Annotated in this window: 14 protein-coding genes and 1 pseudogene; 13 read left to right on the plus strand and 2 right to left on the minus strand. The window is 37.8% G+C overall.

Annotation, left to right across the window (positions count from 1 at the left end):
* The first annotated feature begins 17 nt into the window (after positions 1–17).
* The 13 genes and pseudogenes from ABE048_RS10360 to ABE048_RS10420 all read left to right on the plus strand — a co-directional run bounded on the left by ABE048_RS10360 (position 18) and on the right by ABE048_RS10420 (position 14,894).
* Positions 18–716, plus strand: a complete 699-nt coding sequence (locus ABE048_RS10360) for a hypothetical protein (protein WP_430311148.1) — start codon at positions 18–20, stop codon at positions 714–716.
* A 199-nt stretch (positions 717–915) separates the two neighbouring features.
* Positions 916–1,118, plus strand: a pseudogene (locus tag ABE048_RS10365) (recombinase family protein); the annotation flags it as partial.
* Positions 1,119–1,198: 80 nt separating this feature from the next.
* Complete coding sequence (locus ABE048_RS10370) at positions 1,199–1,732, plus strand: sigma-70 family RNA polymerase sigma factor (RefSeq protein WP_430311150.1); 534 nt, start codon at positions 1,199–1,201, stop codon at positions 1,730–1,732.
* A complete protein-coding gene (locus tag ABE048_RS10375; RefSeq protein ID WP_430311152.1) occupies positions 1,725–2,750 on the plus strand; it encodes a DUF4179 domain-containing protein in 1,026 nt (341 codons plus the stop codon). Before ABE048_RS10370 ends, ABE048_RS10375 begins: the two co-directional genes overlap by 8 nt.
* Positions 2,751–3,184: 434 nt before the next feature.
* On the plus strand, positions 3,185–4,231 hold the full coding sequence (locus tag ABE048_RS10380) for an SDR family oxidoreductase (RefSeq protein WP_430311153.1): 1,047 nt from the start codon (positions 3,185–3,187) through the stop codon (positions 4,229–4,231).
* A gap of 515 nt (positions 4,232–4,746) precedes the next feature.
* A complete protein-coding gene (locus ABE048_RS10385) occupies positions 4,747–5,433 on the plus strand; it encodes a DUF3995 domain-containing protein (RefSeq protein WP_430311155.1) in 687 nt (228 codons plus the stop codon).
* Between the two features lie 99 nt (positions 5,434–5,532).
* Positions 5,533–6,207 carry a response regulator transcription factor gene (locus ABE048_RS10390; RefSeq protein ID WP_430311157.1) on the plus strand — a complete coding sequence of 225 codons (675 nt, stop codon included), beginning with the start codon at positions 5,533–5,535 and terminating at the stop codon, positions 6,205–6,207.
* Entirely contained in the window at positions 6,204–7,562 is a 1,359-nt protein-coding gene (locus tag ABE048_RS10395; protein ID WP_430311159.1) for a histidine kinase dimerization/phospho-acceptor domain-containing protein, read from the plus strand. The genes ABE048_RS10390 and ABE048_RS10395 overlap by 4 nt, the downstream gene beginning before the upstream one ends.
* Positions 7,563–7,647: 85 nt before the next feature.
* Positions 7,648–8,751 (plus strand): hypothetical protein, encoded by a 1,104-nt coding sequence (locus ABE048_RS10400; protein ID WP_430311161.1) that lies wholly within the window; start codon positions 7,648–7,650, stop codon positions 8,749–8,751.
* A gap of 2 nt (positions 8,752–8,753) precedes the next feature.
* Positions 8,754–9,902 carry an FAD-dependent monooxygenase gene (locus ABE048_RS10405; protein ID WP_430311163.1) on the plus strand — a complete coding sequence of 383 codons (1,149 nt, stop codon included), beginning with the start codon at positions 8,754–8,756 and terminating at the stop codon, positions 9,900–9,902.
* Between the two features lie 192 nt (positions 9,903–10,094).
* Positions 10,095–10,256 (plus strand): hypothetical protein, encoded by a 162-nt coding sequence (locus ABE048_RS10410; RefSeq protein ID WP_430311164.1) that lies wholly within the window; start codon positions 10,095–10,097, stop codon positions 10,254–10,256.
* 565 nt (positions 10,257–10,821) lie between these two features.
* Positions 10,822–14,232 carry a LamG-like jellyroll fold domain-containing protein gene (locus ABE048_RS10415; RefSeq protein ID WP_430311166.1) on the plus strand — a complete coding sequence of 1,137 codons (3,411 nt, stop codon included), beginning with the start codon at positions 10,822–10,824 and terminating at the stop codon, positions 14,230–14,232.
* Between the two features lie 77 nt (positions 14,233–14,309).
* Positions 14,310–14,894, plus strand: a complete 585-nt coding sequence (locus ABE048_RS10420; RefSeq protein WP_430311167.1) for a carbohydrate-binding protein — start codon at positions 14,310–14,312, stop codon at positions 14,892–14,894.
* Between the two features lie 886 nt (positions 14,895–15,780).
* On the opposite strand, the gene ABE048_RS10425 is transcribed toward ABE048_RS10420, so the two are convergent.
* Both ABE048_RS10425 and ABE048_RS10430 read right to left on the minus strand, forming a co-directional pair.
* Complete coding sequence (locus ABE048_RS10425) at positions 15,781–16,590, minus strand: endonuclease I family protein (RefSeq protein WP_430311168.1); 810 nt, start codon at positions 16,588–16,590, stop codon at positions 15,781–15,783.
* Positions 16,590–17,552 (minus strand): S8 family peptidase, encoded by a 963-nt coding sequence (locus ABE048_RS10430; protein WP_430311169.1) that lies wholly within the window; start codon positions 17,550–17,552, stop codon positions 16,590–16,592. Before ABE048_RS10430 ends, ABE048_RS10425 begins: the two co-directional genes overlap by 1 nt.
* Positions 17,553–17,590: the final 38 nt, after the last annotated feature.

Here is a 17,590-nt window from a genome sequence, read left to right on the forward strand (position 1 = left end):
TAATTATAGGTATAATTTTGTTTGTTGTCTCTGCATTACCGTTATTTTTTATGGTTCGTGAGGTGTTGACGCAATGGGTAGTTGATAGTCAATATTCAATCCAGCATGCTTATAAAGATGATCAAGGATTTCCAACAATTATTGATGTACAAAATATAAAAGTAAACGGCCAAAATATCAAAATTATAGAGGAACCTACTGAAAAAAAAGGAAGCTTAACACTATGGGATAAAGAAGAAGGCCTGGAAGCTGGTGATATTGTGAAGCTTCATATTTTAGTGGATGGTAAAGGAGTAACAAAAGCTGATGAAATTTGGTTATCAAATAGTAACCGTGGAAGTCGCTATTTTTCTTGGTTAGATATTTTAACAGTCAATAAACAGATTGCCATTGTTCAACGGCTTACCGATGACGATACACCAATGGATGAACGAAAATGGAAGATTATATGGATTGACAGAAAAGGTAAGATTACTGAAAACCATATTTCGTATCAATCACGAAGAGAAACCCCACTTGCAGTGCGAATAATTGGTTACTCAGGAACAGAACTTATGAGAATGGGGTATTTTTCGGATATCTTAACTCTTTATCCAACAATTTATTATCCATTTTTTTATCCAATTGGAACAGGGGTGGCAGGTATTGTACTATGTAGAGTTTTCTTTATTCAGAGACGAAAGCAATTATTAAACAAACATATATTGATAAGCTAATTCTGTTTATGGAGTAATTATAATCTTGATATTCCACAATCGGGCGCAATTCTTGAAAAAGAATTGTGCCTTCTTTAGCTAAAGGGCCAGATTGTGGAATAACACGTCAAATTGTATAGTGAAAATTGTGAAGAAATTCACTTAAACTAACGGGCAGGTTAGTTAAGAAGGATTAGTTATATTTATATTTACTCTTTAACGTTCAGGAATTAAATTGGCCAAGCAAAAGGGAAAATATCGAGGAAGAGTTAAAAAATATACAGATAAGCATCAAGGTATGAATCATGCCATTGAATTACGTAAAACTACCGATAAAACTGTAAGGAGATATGTACAATTACAGGAATCAGTCAGGCGGCATTTTATAGTAGGCTAAAGGAAATGGAAAAAGATAATGTATAAAAAGTTTACTGTATTTAATTATTTTGCAACCGATTTACTTCCTCATTCGACTTTATTGTGTAACGGAGGGGAGATCCAAAATGGATATAGCAAAATTTGTGCAAAAAGCAAAAAAGGGTGATGATGAAGCATTTGAACAACTTATTGGTTCTGTTCGACAAAAGCTGTACCGAACAGCCTATGCATACGTTAGAAATGAACAAGATGCTCTAGATATCTATCAAGAAACAATTTATACAGCCTATATTTCAATAAAGACATTAAAAAAGCCTGAACGTTTTTCGAGTTGGATTACAAAAATTCTAGTTTTTAAATCGATTGATTTTATTCGGAAAGAGTCCCGCCATTTTACTACAGATAATGAGGAAATCTTTACTGAATTAATCGCTTCTGAAAATGTTGATTTTATAATGCATTCGATGGATTTATCAGAAGCCTTTAAATTCTTAAATCCTACTGTTAAGACCATTATTTTGTTGAGGTATTATCACGATTTGTCCATTAAGGAAATTGCCACCATCATGAATTATCCGGAAGGAACTGTGAAATCACACTTAAATAGAGCGAAAAATGAGCTAAGACCCATTTTAAAGGAGGGCTATCTTTATGAATAAAGACAAATTCAATCGATCTATCGACAACATAAATGTACCTGTTGAAAAGCTAATGGCAAGGGAGAAGATGGCTATCTTTCAAGCCAAGAAAAAAAGAAAAGTAGGAAGAACCACAAAACGGTCAATCTTGGTAGCGTGTGGGTTATGTCTATCTTTGCTTGGTTCTGGATTTGTTTCAACAGGCATGGCGGAAGCATTATCAAATATTCCCCTAATTGGTCCAATTTATAAGGACTTTAGAGACATTGCCTCAGATAAAATTGAACACGATCAACTTACGACAATAATTGATAAACAGGATAGTAAAAATGGCTTAACAATGACTGTAAAAGAAGCAGCTTATGATGGCAGCCGGTTAATCGTAACAGTAGTTTATACAGGTCAAAAAGAACTTTCGATGAAAGAAGAAAAGGCCGGCTTTAGCTATATAACAATTAATGGACAACCCGTTAAACCAGCGATTGGATCAACAGGGCAAGATGACATAAACTCGAAAACAATAATTGAACATCATCAATTTACCTTTTCTAATTATAATGACTATGGCGATAACATTGAGGTTGCGGTCCATGGAGAAGATTTATTTGGCTATGAGGGCAAATTGAAGGTGGCTTTCCCAATTGAAAAAATAAAAGGCGATGTGTTTGAGTTTTATCCAAAGGCTACAACTAAAACGATTGATGAAGTTTATACATTAACAGCCGACAAAGTAACATTTTCACCTCTATCAACAAGAATAGACCTAACGATTGATTACCCTACTGAAATGGATGAAAACGATAGTTGGCCATGGTTTGATTTCTCAGTAGTCGATAATAATGGTAATGTATATGATAAACTGAAACTACAAGCAGGCATGGCTGTTGGGAACTATGGTCATCATATGGTACTGACTTTGCCTCCAATGGATACGATACCAAAATCATTTACACTCAAGCCAAGTCGAACAAATAGTGAAGGCTTTAGTGAAGAAATAAAGGAATTAGAATTGGTCGTTCGTTTAAATAAAAGTAAATAATGACCTCATTTGTTTGGTTTACTCATATCGCGGAAGTACCTTAAGCTAACGAACACGCGATAGTTGAATAACGAGTTTTATTAAAAGTCATCATGAAAGCCGGATTCCATAGCCATTGGAATTCGGCTTTTTCACATTAAATTTTCTTAACGTTGTAAATCCGCATTTTCCTGACGGTACCCCAATTAAAGAAATTACAAGAAATCAGAAAAATGTAATGTTATTTAACTAATGGGGGCGATTGCTAAACAAGAGCAGCCACTTTTTCATTAAATTAGCTAATAGAAGCTCTCACATTATTCAATTAAAGGGCGCTTTTCTGTAACAAGGATAAGCGCTCATTTTCCATTTTAAGTCTTAACTTTTTAGAAGGAAAAACGTTATATAAAACGAATGTATTTGTTGTAGGCTATTAATACGAATGGGGGAAGCGTATGAAGGTTCTTATATTGGGAGGTACTCGTTTTTTAGGAAGAGCGTTGGTAGAAGAAGGATTGAAAAGAGGACACGAAATTACGTTATTCAATCGCGGGAACAATAAAGAGGCGTTTTCCGAGGTGGAACAGCTAATTGGTGATAGGGACGGTAATGTATCACAGCTCGAAAACAGGAAATGGGATGTCGTAATGGACACATGTGGATTTGCCCCCCACCAAATTAACAAAATCGCAGCTGTGCTAAGGGATAGCGTCGAACATTATACATTCATTTCAAGCATCTCTGTTTATAAAGATTGGATTCCGTTGCATATCACTGAAGACTATCATCTACAGTCCATGCCGTCGGATGATCGATTGAAAGACGTTGAGGAAGGGAGAATTTCTCCTTACGAGCATTATGGTGCGTTGAAAATGCTGTGTGAAACAGAAGCAGAGAAATATTGGCCGGAGCGCGTTTTAAATGTCAGGGCAGGTCTTATTGTCGGGCCGTTTGATTATACGGATCGGCTTCCATACTGGATCCAGCGCATGGAGCAAGGTGGAAATGTATTGGTACCTGGGCCCTCAGTCCGTCCTGTTCAAATTATTGATGTGAAAGATATAGCAACATGGGTGTTCAAAATGGCGGAAAACAGACAATCAGGCACGTTTAATGTAACATGCCCAGATAATAAACTAACTATGGAAGAACTTTTGAATACGTGTAAAGCAGTAACGAATAGCGATGCCGAATTTGTCTGGGCAGATGAGCAATTTTTCTTGGATCATAAAATACAGCCCTGGACAGAAATGCCGTTATGGATACCTGAACATTTTCCTTTGGAAGGAGAAACAGAACCATGGCTTGGATCTTTTAGCATTGACATCGAAAAAGCTGTAGATGCTGGCCTCACCTTCCGTCCCCTTGAAGATACAATTCACGATGTGTATCACTGGGAGAAAACAAGACAGGATTTAGAACGAAAAACAGGGATATCGCGTGAAAAAGAGCAAGAGCTGCTAGATGCTTGGTTCAAAAAAGAGAAAAAGGGGATAAAGTAGTTATTAACCCAAGTCCATAAAGCCAAGGAAAAAATTTTATCTTAAAAAGTTGATCCTTCTAAATTATGATCTTCAACAATCGGCGCTTTTCCAGAACAAGAAAAACGTCTTTTTTAATGGAATAAAGTTTAATAAAGAGTATGTTTAAATTAGAAAATAATTAAGCATTTAAATCTGAGGGGATTATATGTCATTTGAACAATGTCATAGTATTAATGCTTGTCAAATTTTAATTACTCTGATACGGGTATTCCTTATCTAAATCCTTATCTAAATCCAGAAATTGTACTTTTATATAAGGTAAAAAGAATTGTGGTAAAATGTTAAGCCTGCGTGATAAAGCAGTCTAGCAATAATTTGATACATCGTATATCTCGATAAATTTAAACAGAACTTAAAGATGACCTCACTTTCATTTAACTTTCGATAGTTAAAATGAATGTGAGGTTATTTGAGGTTACAGAGAAGAGTGTAATCCATCTAAAAATGAATCGGAAATGGAGAGATAAGTACCTATGCAAAAAACAAATATCAATAAAATATCAACAACTTCTAGAGTGAATTTCTTTGAACGCTTTGTATGTTTTACAAAATCGTCTGTATGGCCAGCTTACGTTGGCTGTTTTAGCGCGATTATGTATGCGGTATTCGTCAGATTTTATCATGCTGCTGGCGGCACTATTGGTATGCCGGGGAAAATAAAAGATCCTGCAATATTTTACATGGGAAGTTACATGGCGGGTATTGCCATCATGTTCTGTGGATTCGCTTTGATTGCGCTAATAAAGCCTTGGAGTAGGATCGTTCCGATAAAGATACCGTTGATTGGCGGCAAAAAAATTCATCCACTTATTTTATTGACTCCCACTCTTATTGGCACAGCCTTTTTGATTGCGCATGGATTAAGTGGAATGATTACAAAAGCGCTTCTGTTGGCAGGGATCATTACAATGGATTTTCCTGGGTTTGTTGAAGTAGATGTTCGTGACCTAGCTTTATGGGATTTATTATTCTTCGAACCGTGGTTTTCCTTTTTGGGTATAATGGCTGGCTTAACTGCTGCTCATTATGCTCAAGCTTCTGGGGTTCGACAATCCTTTTTTATACGGGGGACTGTCCTTTATTTAATCATGGTTTTTCTTTTAACAGCACTTTTTGCAACGTCTATGATTTTTGACTTCGCTGATAAAATCAGCTTTTAAATGTCATTTAATTTAAAATAATTAGATAAATCATTGGGGTGGCATGGTAAAATTAGGTGGAATTTTCCTGTTTTATTATTGAGGGGAGGCACCTAGTTTATGAAGCTAACTATTTTGCATATAGAAGATGATCAAGAAATTGGCTCTTGGGTAAGCAAATTTTTAACAGATTGTGGATGTGAAGTCATTTGGATTACATCTGGTCATGAGGCAATGAAGTATATGGAGCAGGCTGATCTTGTTATTTTGGACATTATGCTGCCGGGTTTAGATGGATATACAATCGGTCAGCGTCTGAAGCAGAAGTACCCGAATACGCCAATCATGATGCTATCGGCAAGAACTTCTATGGAAGATAAGTTACAGGGACTCACTTTCGCGGATGATTATATGACAAAGCCGTACCATCCTGATGAGTTAGCTGCACGTATTCAAGTTTTAGTAAGACGATTTGGAATTGTTTCACCGGAAATTATTCAGGTCATGCACTTGCGAATTGATCAGAAGGCAAACCGTATTTTGAATACAAATTCGAAAACAGACATCGTTTTGACCGGGAAACAATTTCATATATTTATGTATTTATTAGACCACTTAAATCAAATATTGACGAAAAAGCAAATCTACGAAGCAGTTTGGGGAGATCCATACATTGAAGGGGATAAAACATTAATGGTTCACATTCGCCACTTGCGTGAAAAAATAGAGTTGGACACAAGCAATCCGCAAATTATTGAAACAATCAGAGGGATTGGATATAGGATGAAATCATGAATATCATACAATCTTTAATGACTAGATATTTGTTTCTAATTTTATTTGCTTTAGTCCTTTTTCCTCTTATTCCAGCCATTTATTATTCTCCACTTCTATTTAATAAAGCATTGTACGATCCACAGGAAATTGAAGATATTTGGAAAAGAGTTGCAGCTGAATTAGATGGTCAGGATGGGGAGGTAATTAATCGCCGGCTTCAGTCTATAAAAAATAAGTATCCAAAGGCTGAGGTTTTCTGGATAAATGGAAGTGGCGAATCTAGATTCATAGGAAATCAGTCTGCCGATATTCCTGAAAATTGGACATTTACTGATTCCCTTGTATTTATGGAGGAAAGCAAATTTCATGTAGATACGTTTTTACAAAATAAAGACCATCAAAATATATATACCATTATTGCATTAATAGGAAACGATCCTAGGCAAGGGGTAATGGTTCTTCAAGTTCCGATCACTGACACAAATCTTGGCAGTATTTCTCTATACAAAGACTTTCCATTCATGATATTTTTTATCTCCATTTGTGGAGCTTTTCTATTAATCTCTTGGTTTTTCTTCTTTAATATACGCAAACGGCTTGTTAAGCTTCAATTTGCGATGTCTGTAACGGGAGATGAAGGGATCCCTGATGAAGTCGTGATCAGAAAAATGGACGAAATTGGAAGGCTGGAAGGTGCTTTTAACGAGATGATCAACCAGTTGAAGAGTAGCAGAGAGAGGGAGAAAAAGGAAGAAAATCTTAGAAAACAGCTAATCGCCAATATATCTCATGACTTACGAACACCTTTAACAGTCATGAGGCAGCACGTTTATTCTGCTAAGAAATATCCAACGTCCTCTGCAGAAATAGAATCACTTCAAATTGTTGATAACAAACTGGATGATATGGACAAAATGATCAACAATCTTCTTTCTTATACACTGCTTTCAGCTGGTAAACATCCAATGGATATGCGAGACACGGATATATTGGATGAAGTTAGGAAAGTGATAGTGGAATGGTATCCTATATTCGAAGAGTATAAGTTTGAAATAGATATTGATTTAAAGGAAAAATCACTGATATGGAAGGTAGACCCTATTTGGTTTAAAAGTATTTTGGAAAACTTAATTCAAAATGTCACTCGACATGCTCGCTCAGGACGATATATTGGAATTCAAACTTTAGAACGACGTGGATCAACCTTCATTGTTATTAAGGACAAGGGAGCTGGCTTTGGCCAAGAATCTGAAGATAAAGGTGCTGGAATTGGACTTTCAATCGTTTCGCTCATGATGAAGGAAATGAATTTAGATTTGGAAATTTCCACTTCTTCAGATGGAACCAGCATTTATTTGGGGATGAAAACTTAAACAAATCTTTAACTCGAAGTCATCTTAATGAACACCTTTGCAGACTATCCTTTTTATAAGTACAAATAGAAAGGATTGTGTTCAAATGGAGATTAGTACTCAAGAATTAGAAAAAAAACGCGAGAAACAAATGATAAGATGGCATTCTTGGGTTGGATATGTAGCTTTATTTTGGTCAGTAATTTACGGAATAATGAATTTTTACTGGTTACAAGGGGGAGAAGGTTATCCCTTTAAACAGAAATCAGGAATCTTTTCAGCGTTCATCACCTATCTGCCATTTCAAACAGGCAGCTTCGTTTTTTGTGTGCTTTGTATCCTCGGAGTATTCATAAGTTTAGCTATGAATCGTCCATGGGGGAGAATGGTACCTGACTGGTTAATCATCATTTTTTCTTGGGCGTTTGCTGTTTTCTTACTCCTTTTTATACCTGATGTCGAATTGATTTCTGCCATTGCTTATGCTTTTTTGTTTAAGTTTGCATTTAGCTGGCAGATGCTGAATCAGATCATTTGCATTATTGGTGCATTATTGTGGATTTTTGCAGTTGTTTCTTATCAACGTAAAGTACGCAATGCTTGCAGGTATTGTGGAAGAAAAGAAAATGGCAATCCATCTGTTTTAATAAGGTGGGGAAATTGGATTACACTCATAGCTGCGCTTGCGCCGTTGCCATATGCTGTTACAAGATTTGCCTGGGCATTGGGAATCCCTCTTGGTGTGGAGCCTCAATTCTTAGAAGAAAGTGTAAAAATGAATCCAATGGCTACTTTAACTGAATGGGTCTTTGGAGGGTTATGTGTAGGAGGCGGACTTTTAACAATCGGATTAATTCAGAAGTGGGGAGAGGTTTTTCCACGTTGGGTTCCCTTCATTGGGGGCAAGAGAGTACCGGTTCTGATGGCTGTTATTCCCGCATCCATAGTAGCGATTGCTTTGACAGCTGCTGGTTTTATTTTTACCTTTGGCTTTTTCGCTATAAAATTTCAGGTCGTACCGGCTGAGGGGATTATATTAAGTGAAATTGAAGGGACAATTGGACCGATGTTGTCATGGATGCCTTGGGGAGTAGCTCTAGGACTTGCTGCGATTTCCTACTATTATCGTCGTCGCGGCAAATGTGAATATTGCATGAGAGAAGATTGGATTAAAAACAAACAGACCCCAAAAAGGATAGGTGAACATTAAGAATGAAATATGACTTCATTATATCAGGAGGTGGAATTGCTGGATTGACAACAGCAATTGCATTGCAAAAAGAAGGGTATGATGTCAAGGTGCTTGAACGTATGAAAGAATTAAAAGTGGCTGGTGCAGGTCTGGGACTTGGCGCTAACGCTTGGAAAGGGCTTGCGCGTTTGGGGATTACAAATGACTTGGAAATGAAATGCAATCTCATAAAAAGTACGAAATTCCTAGATCAAAAGGGTAATTTGATAAGTGAAATGGACATTGATCGCTTAAACAGTAAATATGGAGTTGCTTATTTCACTATCCATCGTGCGGATTTGCAAAAAGTACTCATTCAACGTCTTCTACCAGGTACACTTGAATTTGGAAAAAAAATCATTAACTTTGATCAAAATGAAACTGGTGTTACAGTGTATCTGGAAGATGGAAAAACCGTAGAAGGGGACGCGCTTATTGCTGCTGACGGCATTCATTCTGCGGTGCGGAAAAAATGCCTTCCTGACATAAAACCACGTTATTCAGGTTATACATGTTGGCGTGCTGTAGTAAAAGTTCCGAAAAAAATTTATGTACCGGGAGAATTTACTGAAACATGGGGTTCGAAGGGGCGATTTGGCATTGTTCCTCTAGCGAACGATCAAATATATTGGTTCGCATGTGTCAACGCGCCTTTTCAAGACAAAAATATCTCGGCCTTTACAACGAATGATTTGTATCACCTATTTCATGATTATCATTCACTTATACCGGCGATACTCAAATGGACTAAAGACGAAAATCTTATATGGAATGACATTATTGATCTGAAGCCGTTAAGCCGATTTGCCTTCGATAGGATGTTGCTAATAGGTGACGCTGCACACGCAACTACCCCTAATATCGGTCAGGGAGCAGGTCAAGCAATTGAAGATGCAATCATACTGAGCAATGTTTTAAAGAAGAGCAAAAATATTCAAGATGCTTTTTGTGAATTTGAAAAGCAGCGAATTCCAAAGACAAAAAAGATTGTCAATCTGTCATGGCGAATAGGAAAAGCTGCACAGTTAGATAATCGACTTCAAATTAGCATTCGTAACTTAGTTATGAGAATGCTGCCGTCTAAAATTCAAGAAAATCAATTGGAATCAGTTTTTCACACGGACTTTTAATTACAAAGGAACATTTTATAACGATTTAGATCAACAGCTGCATTTTTAGAAGCTCATCCAACTCAAATATTACTACTAAATCTTAAAAAATCGGAAAATGAAAAGATTATTTTAATAGTATCTGCTGCGTATCAGAACATGAAAAAGATCGCCACACACCTGGCAAGTAGGTTGTGCGGGGATCTTTTTTAAATGAAAAAATCATATTCAATTCAGTTTATTGAGGGAAAAACCAAATATAAAAAAGCTTGTTCCTCAGTATCGCCTATATTGTCCATCAGGGATCAGGAGAAAAATTTGGTGCAAGCTTTTGTTGCTGTAGGATTAAAAACTTCTTTAGACAAAAAATTATAAAATACATAAAAAGCTATACTGGAGAAACAATTAATCCACCATATAACGATATTGCCCACTTCGGAAATGCAAATAGCGAGGCAATTTATAAACTTACTATACGGGAGTGGTTCATTAGACATAGAGCTATTTTATAATGTAGGTAACATTACCTGATTCTGCATTTAAAGATAAATATTCCCTTAACAATTGCCCACTAGATTTACAATAAATATACTCTGAAAAAATATCAATATAATATTTTTACCTTACAATTAAACAAGAACCTATTCCGAAATGCACATTTCAGTTTAATGAGAGAAGCAGAAGGAGAAAAACAAAGGTTCCAATATTGGAAATGAAAGGGGGATTTTCATGACGAAAAATCTCCTCTCATCCCGACCGATGGGAGGATGCCTGCTATCCTTGTAAAGAGGAGCGACTTACTCGCTATGGAGTCGTCGAAATGATCGATATAAACGATGAGTTCCGCATCAAAATTTCACTTCAGCACGTTTTTTTTACTCAATTTTAAGAGTTTTTGAACAGGCTCGTAAAATACTAAAAAATATGGAGGTTTTCTGTAATGAAAAGAATTTTATCCATTACACTCGTATTATCGATGATATTCGGTATGTTATCGCCTAACGTAGACGCAGAAAAAGATACTGCCAGCGCAATAACATGGAATACATCAGATAAAGACGTAGCTAAAGAGATTGGTTATAAAGCGAGTACACGTACAAACGCATCGGGTGACAAAATTCCTTCTAACGCTAGCAGTACGGATTTCCCGGGCATATACTTTATTTGGGACTCCAAGCAAAAAGACAATGGTTATCTGAAGGTTTCCGCAGATGTATTCAAGAAATATGATAGCTTCGTACTTACATCGAAAGAATCAGATACATATTGGGATTTCAAGATTAAGGTGCAAGACGGTCAGAAGATGACAAATGACGGCTGTTATGTATTCTTTATCCCTAAAGTATATGATAATAAAAACATCAATATGGTGTTCATTGGTAATTTCATCCCTAAACTATCGGTCGAAATCGACAATATGCAGCCGGTTTACGGTCAAACACTTAACGCCAATGCTATCATGAGTGATGGTTCAATGGGCAAAGATCTAACATATCAATGGCAAGTACAGGAATCACGTATCAGCGATCAATATATCAATATAAAATCGGGTGGTACATCCAGCAGTTACACTGTAACGTTAAATGATATTGGTAAAAAATTGCGCGTTGTCGTTTCACAATCAATTGGTGAAAGTAAAACTTCATTGCCTACGAATGCAGTATTAAATGCCAACCCCCTTATTGCATCGATGAAATTTGATAATAATTTAAAGGACGATGCAAATCAAGAGGATTTGAAAGCAAATGGAATTTATAATTTTGTAGACGGTGTGTTACCTGGGACCAAAGCTCTGCACTTAGAAAGCGGAAGCGGCAATTATGTCGGTACTACGCATAGCTTGAATTTTGGTAATGACAGTTTTACCGTATCCTTCTGGTATAAGGGCGACACTAAAAATAATCAGGCCATATTATCAAACAAGGATTTAAATAGCGGCTCTAACCCAGGCTGGGCGATTTACACATCACCTAATTCGGTCAAAATGAATTTAGGATTCCCGGCCTCAAAAGACAAGAACGTTTCCTTTGGGCGCAATACGTTTGATGCTTCCAATTGGCGTTACGTGACATATGTTGTAGACAGAGATAAAATGCTCGCGTCGATGTATATTGATGGTTATGAAATGGCTGAAACTACGCTGAAGCATGGAACTTTAGATACATCGAACCCATTAAATATAGGTGTCGACGGTTTGGGTAACCAAGGTGGTAATTCATTCGATATAGCTGATCTGATGATTTGGAAAGGCGCATTTAGCAATGATGTAGTTCAAGCGAATTATAATAGTTACGCTGTAAATAAAGTAGATATGAACGCATTAAACGACCAAATATCAGAAGCAAATAAAATCGTAGCAGGCGGTCTCAGCAACGGCTACAGCCAAACTGATTTTGATTATTTGAAAAAGGTTTTGGATACGGCAAATACAGTTGTAACAACGCAAAAAGAAAAATTATATACACAGGAAACCATTAATTATTACGAGCGTGAACTAAAGAACGCTATATTTATCTATCAAAAAAGCAATAAAACATTAACTCCCGCCGATTTAAATATGACTGTGGACAGCGACACGGAAATCAGTAGTAATCCTGCTGCAATCGCGCGCGTGGAAGATGATTTCAGAAAAAGCCTGAAAATATTCCCGCAGACCGACGTGTTGTTGATTCCTGGCGACGTTACCGGTGGTAACAATGCCATAGAATATAAGTGGATGAATGAGCTGACAAATGTTTACAATAAACTTAAAGGTGAAGGTTTATTTGACAATATCGCGCTTTATTTGGTAAGAGGAAACCATGATATGGGCGGCGCCGAAAAATTAATTCCTCCTGGTTCGGCGGGCGCGTGGAACGAAGCTACGAAATCGTACGATAACAATTTCTTTAACGATGCTTATCGGGTAAAGATAAAAGGATATAATCTTGTGGTTTTTGACGGAAATTATGACAACAACAACACGTCTGAAAAAGCCAAACGTTACCTTGACGAAATACAAAAAGAACCGGATTACGATCCAACCAAACCAATATTTGTATCTTCTCACTTCCCTATCAGCGGAACCAATTGGGGATCTGGATGGAGCACCTCAGCAAGTAATAATGTAGGTAAATATATTGCCGACCATAATTTGTCACAGGTGGTATATCTGTCAGGTCATACGCATTACGACCCGACTGACGAACGTTCTCTATTTCAAGGTGCGGCTTCGTATTTCGATGCCGGTTCAACGAATTATTCTAGTTATATTGATGCCGGTCCGTATGGCGGATATATAGAAGGCGCGTATATCAATTATCATACCACACCTCGCATCGCGAATTTCATAGAGGTTTACGGTACTAAAATTATCATCAAACATTATAATTTAAGTACAAATGAATTTGTAGGCATACCTTCTGTAGTATACGCTGGAGAAGGAAAAGATGCCTTTACCTATAGCAAGAGCGATACAAGAGAACTCATCGCTCCACAGTTTGATGAGGATATTACGATCAATTCCGTAAAAAGCAACGAACTTACTTTTACAATGAAGCAAGCCAATGACAATGTGCGTGTGTTGGAATACAATGTTCAGTTGATCAACAAGCTTACCGGGGAAGTTGACAAATCGTTCAACAGTCTTTCGCTACCGCTAGATAAGCCATTCGATCAACACAGGGAATATAAGATTACAGGTTTATTACCAAAAACTCCATATACACTTAGGGTATTCGCTACGGATTCCATGTATAACCGTTCTTCGCAGGACATTGACCTCATGACTGACGGTGTTAATTTAAACAGCATCACTGCGCCTGCATCGGTATCTGCGAACAACGGAATGGCCAAGACAGCGGAAGCTCTTGGATTGCCCACAGAAGTAATTCTTGCAACCGATGGAGGAAATGTGGACGCAAGTGTGACTTGGGATTTAAGCGGCGTTAGCTACGATCCGACTATCAAGACGGTGCAGACCTTCTCGGTGCCAGGGACCGTAACCCTGCCTTCCGGAGTTGAAAACCCGAACAGCGTTCCATTGACAACAAGCATTAACGTAACTGTTCAAGCAGTTGGAGTAGCTGGAGGTCAAATAACACTAGACAAATCCCAGTACATCCAAGGGGAAGCTATTACCCTATCCTATACTGGGGCAGCGTTAAATGGGAAAGATTGGGTCGGCATCTACAGAACCGGAGCTATTCCTCCAGGTGCCGGTGCATCTTTGCGATGGAGTTATTTAAAGTCTGGATCTGGAAGAGTTAGTTTAAACAATGGCCTGGCGCCTGGCACTTATGATGCACTCTTTTTGCTCAATGACGGTTATACGGTAGTGGATCGTAAGACATTCCAAGTCGTTCAACCTTGACGTTAAAGAACATAACAGTGCCCGCAGCCATCCAGGGATTGGCTAACGGAACGGCGAAGACACCAGAAGCCCTTGGATTGCCGAAGACAGTAGACTTGGTTACTGATGCAGGCAACTTGAATGGGGTTGCTAAAGTGACATGGAATGTAGATGATTCAAAGTATGATCCTACCGTAAAGACTGTACAGACCTTTACTGTAAATGGAACTGTAACTTTGCCAAATGGTGTGGAAAATCCCGAAAACATTCCTTTGACAACAAGCATCAGTGTAACTGTAGATGCAGAAGCTTTTATTCAGGCGGAAAACTATACCTCTATGAACAATGTAAAGATAGAGGATACCAATGACATTGGAGGCGGACAGGCACTTGGATGGATTGGTGCGGATTCTTGGATGGAATATAGTGACATCGATATTCCGTCGTCAGGAACTTATACCTTGCAATACAGGGTGGCTGTCAATAAGTCAGCAGGATTCGGCATCACATTTATCGTAGACGGTGTTCCGCAGAAGACAACGACATTGTCGAATTCAGGAGGGTGGCAAAATTGGACAACAGTGTCAGATAAGGTTACATTGACGGCCTGTAAGCATACAATAAGGCTTCAGGCAGCTGCAGACGGATTTAATTTCAACTGGTTCAAAATATTGTATCAGTAACTGTAGTACCGAAGAATTGTATTGAATTTTGAATTTTGAATTTGAAGATGAGATTGACGAGGATTGATGAACAAAATTTTCCAATAACGAATAATAAAAAACTTATTTGTTATTCAATTAAAGGGCGCATTTCTAGAATGAAGTGCGCTCTTTTTTTATGTATAGGGCCATTTAACTTATATACTCCACAAAAAGTAGTTGTGTTTCTGCATATAAAAAGAAACTTAATATTGGTACAAACAAAGAAGAATACATTACTCCGAAGAAACTCGAAAAGCTTTAAAGACAGCATGATGTACATTTAAAACAAAGATTAACCGTTTATAAAAAAGTTTGATCGGGCCATTTAATTGTATAAGACAAATAAAAAGTCGATTCCTTTAACGTACAGGAAATCCACTTTATTGGGTGGAGTATTTGCTTAGCGTACAAAATTCGCGTTTTGCGGGTTACTCCTAATAAACCATGTATGATTCTGTTACAAGTTGCTGATGGAACCTTTTAAAATCGTCTGGCACATTTCTGAAAAGCATAAAAATGACAAACGGCATCGAATGTTCACATTCGGATGCCGTTTGTCTACTATCTGAGCCGCCTAATGGCTGCTCTTCTTTCAATTTTTTTATTCTAGAAAGACCACTTCACAAAAGAGTTTTCAATCAATCACTTCATTTTTCTCCCGGTTTAATAGGTAATACCCTCACCTCAGGACTTTAAGAAAAGAGAAAAGGAAAGGTGGGGGATAAACAGCCTCTAAAACCCCAATTGGTTCGGGCCAACAGGATGTTGGTCACACAAGCGTTGCCACACGGACGTGGCGTACTTAGCTTGCGTTCAATTATGAATCAGTGGGGGATGAAGCCCCCCCACTGATGGAAGTTTCAGTTTATATGGTTACGATACTTTCTGCCATCTCTGGAAAATCAATAAATGGGTTCCGATTACCTTGAAGTTCATGGATAGCTAGGTTGCGATGCTTTTCATAGATAGATACTGGAAATGTTTGATGCCATTTTAGCAATAAAGAGACATTCGCAAGTTCTTTTTTTATTTTGTTTGGATAGCGAATTAGGAAATAGAGTGTTGCTCTGGCAACGATACCTTTTCCATATTCTGGTTCGAATTTACTTTTTTCAGCCTTGCCGCAACCAGCTTTGATTCCTAAAATCCATCCTTCAGGGACATATTCGTAGAAATCGTAGTAAGGATAGTTACTGCGACTGCTATTGCAGGTGGGTTCGCAAGCAAATTGATGATGCAAGTCTCCTTTCATCGGTTCTTTTTTATTGAACCATGATTGAGGTACTACATGTTCACAGTTTAATCGATTATCCGAAAAGATGCTGATTAACCCTTTTACCTGCATTTCATGAAGCCGAACGTCCTCTTCTATGACAGAAAGTGGATCCATCCCATTTCCAGAATAAAGGCTTTTTAATGAACCGTTTTCCTGCAAATCAACCCAAGGGTACACATAACGGTGGGGGCTGTAATTTAACTGATTTGTATGTGTTTTTTCAAGTAATGCATGAAGGCTGTCTGAAAGATTAGCATCCGTGAATGAAATACTCTGATAGTATTGATTCCTGACTTCCTTATCTTTTTTTTCGTCATAATAGGGTCGATTTCCCTTATATTTTAAAAAGTCTGACTTGGCAGTTTCCCATTCACAGTATAGCAATTCTAGCTTTTCCATTATATTTTCAACGCCTGTGCAGATAATTTTTGGTTGAACACATCCGATAAGTAATCCTCTGCTATTAAGTACAACAATCCGTTGCCTTCGAGTTTTGGCGAATTTCCTAAAGGAATCGTTCTCTTTATTAATTGTGCATACAGCTCGTCCTCTGTCAGATTTCGCTCAAAGTTTTTGTTGGCAATCTCTTTTATGAGAGCAAGTGCACCGGATATATGCGGTGTTGCCATCGAAGTTCCGCTTAGTTTTGCATAATTTCCTTTTAAATACGTTGAAAGAATTTCTTCACCAGGGGCGACTAAGTCGACTTCATTATTCGAATTTGAAAATTCAGAAGAATGGCGTTGCAGATTAATGGATCCGACGCTAATGACTTCATTGTAGCAGGCAGGATATGCCAATTCATCTGAAGTACTCTGTCCATCTCCTTCATTTCCAGCAGCACAAACTACTAGAATTTGCTTAGCGATTGCGTTTTGAATAGCTTGGTGCAACTCAAATACATCCTCAGAACCGCCGAGGCTCATGGAGATGATATCCGCATTTTGTTCAACTGCATAGTTAATTCCATTAATGATCCAGTCGTATTGTCCTGATCCATTTTTATCAAGCACCTTTAAAATCAATAAACTTGCTTCAGGTGCAACACCAACTACTCCAGTACCGTTATGGGCGGCAGCAATTGTGCCAGCCACATGGGTTCCATGGCCATTATAGTCGGTGTAAACATCAGGACGTCCATTATCATCATCAGTGAAATTCCGTCCGCCGATAATACGCTCACTTAAATCAGGATGTGTGACATCGCAACCTGTGTCCAATATCGCAACAGTGATTCCCTTGCCTTTAGATTTCTCCCAAATTTTTGGAGCTGCAATAAGCTCAATACCTTTTGGCACCTCAGACACGACTTCGACAACTGCATTCACTTCATACGGAATTAAATGTAACTTTTGCTCCATCTGTATCCCTCCTGAAAGAATTAAGTTTTAAGTGTATT

Source organism: Rummeliibacillus pycnus, from assembly GCF_050459865.1.
GTDB lineage: Bacteria > Bacillota > Bacilli > Bacillales_A > Planococcaceae > Rummeliibacillus > Rummeliibacillus pycnus_B.

Excerpts from the sequence above, each read along its gene's own strand:
- ABE048_RS10410 (WP_430311164.1), top strand. The coding sequence starts at position 10,095 with ATGAAAAAATCATATTCAATTCAGTTTATTGAGGGAAAAACCAAATAT.
- ABE048_RS10385 (WP_430311155.1), top strand. The coding sequence starts at position 4,747 with ATGCAAAAAACAAATATCAATAAAATATCAACAACTTCTAGAGTGAAT.
- ABE048_RS10430 (WP_430311169.1), bottom strand. The coding sequence starts at position 17,552 with ATGGAGCAAAAGTTACATTTAATTCCGTATGAAGTGAATGCAGTTGTC.
- ABE048_RS10375 (WP_430311152.1), top strand. The coding sequence starts at position 1,725 with ATGAATAAAGACAAATTCAATCGATCTATCGACAACATAAATGTACCT.
- ABE048_RS10380 (WP_430311153.1), top strand. The coding sequence starts at position 3,185 with ATGAAGGTTCTTATATTGGGAGGTACTCGTTTTTTAGGAAGAGCGTTG.
- ABE048_RS10390 (WP_430311157.1), top strand. The coding sequence starts at position 5,533 with ATGAAGCTAACTATTTTGCATATAGAAGATGATCAAGAAATTGGCTCT.
- ABE048_RS10425 (WP_430311168.1), bottom strand. The coding sequence starts at position 16,590 with ATGGAAAAGCTAGAATTGCTATACTGTGAATGGGAAACTGCCAAGTCA.
- ABE048_RS10405 (WP_430311163.1), top strand. The coding sequence starts at position 8,754 with ATGAAATATGACTTCATTATATCAGGAGGTGGAATTGCTGGATTGACA.
- ABE048_RS10370 (WP_430311150.1), top strand. The coding sequence starts at position 1,199 with ATGGATATAGCAAAATTTGTGCAAAAAGCAAAAAAGGGTGATGATGAA.
- ABE048_RS10395 (WP_430311159.1), top strand. The coding sequence starts at position 6,204 with ATGAATATCATACAATCTTTAATGACTAGATATTTGTTTCTAATTTTA.
- ABE048_RS10415 (WP_430311166.1), top strand. The coding sequence starts at position 10,822 with ATGAAAAGAATTTTATCCATTACACTCGTATTATCGATGATATTCGGT.
- ABE048_RS10400 (WP_430311161.1), top strand. The coding sequence starts at position 7,648 with ATGGAGATTAGTACTCAAGAATTAGAAAAAAAACGCGAGAAACAAATG.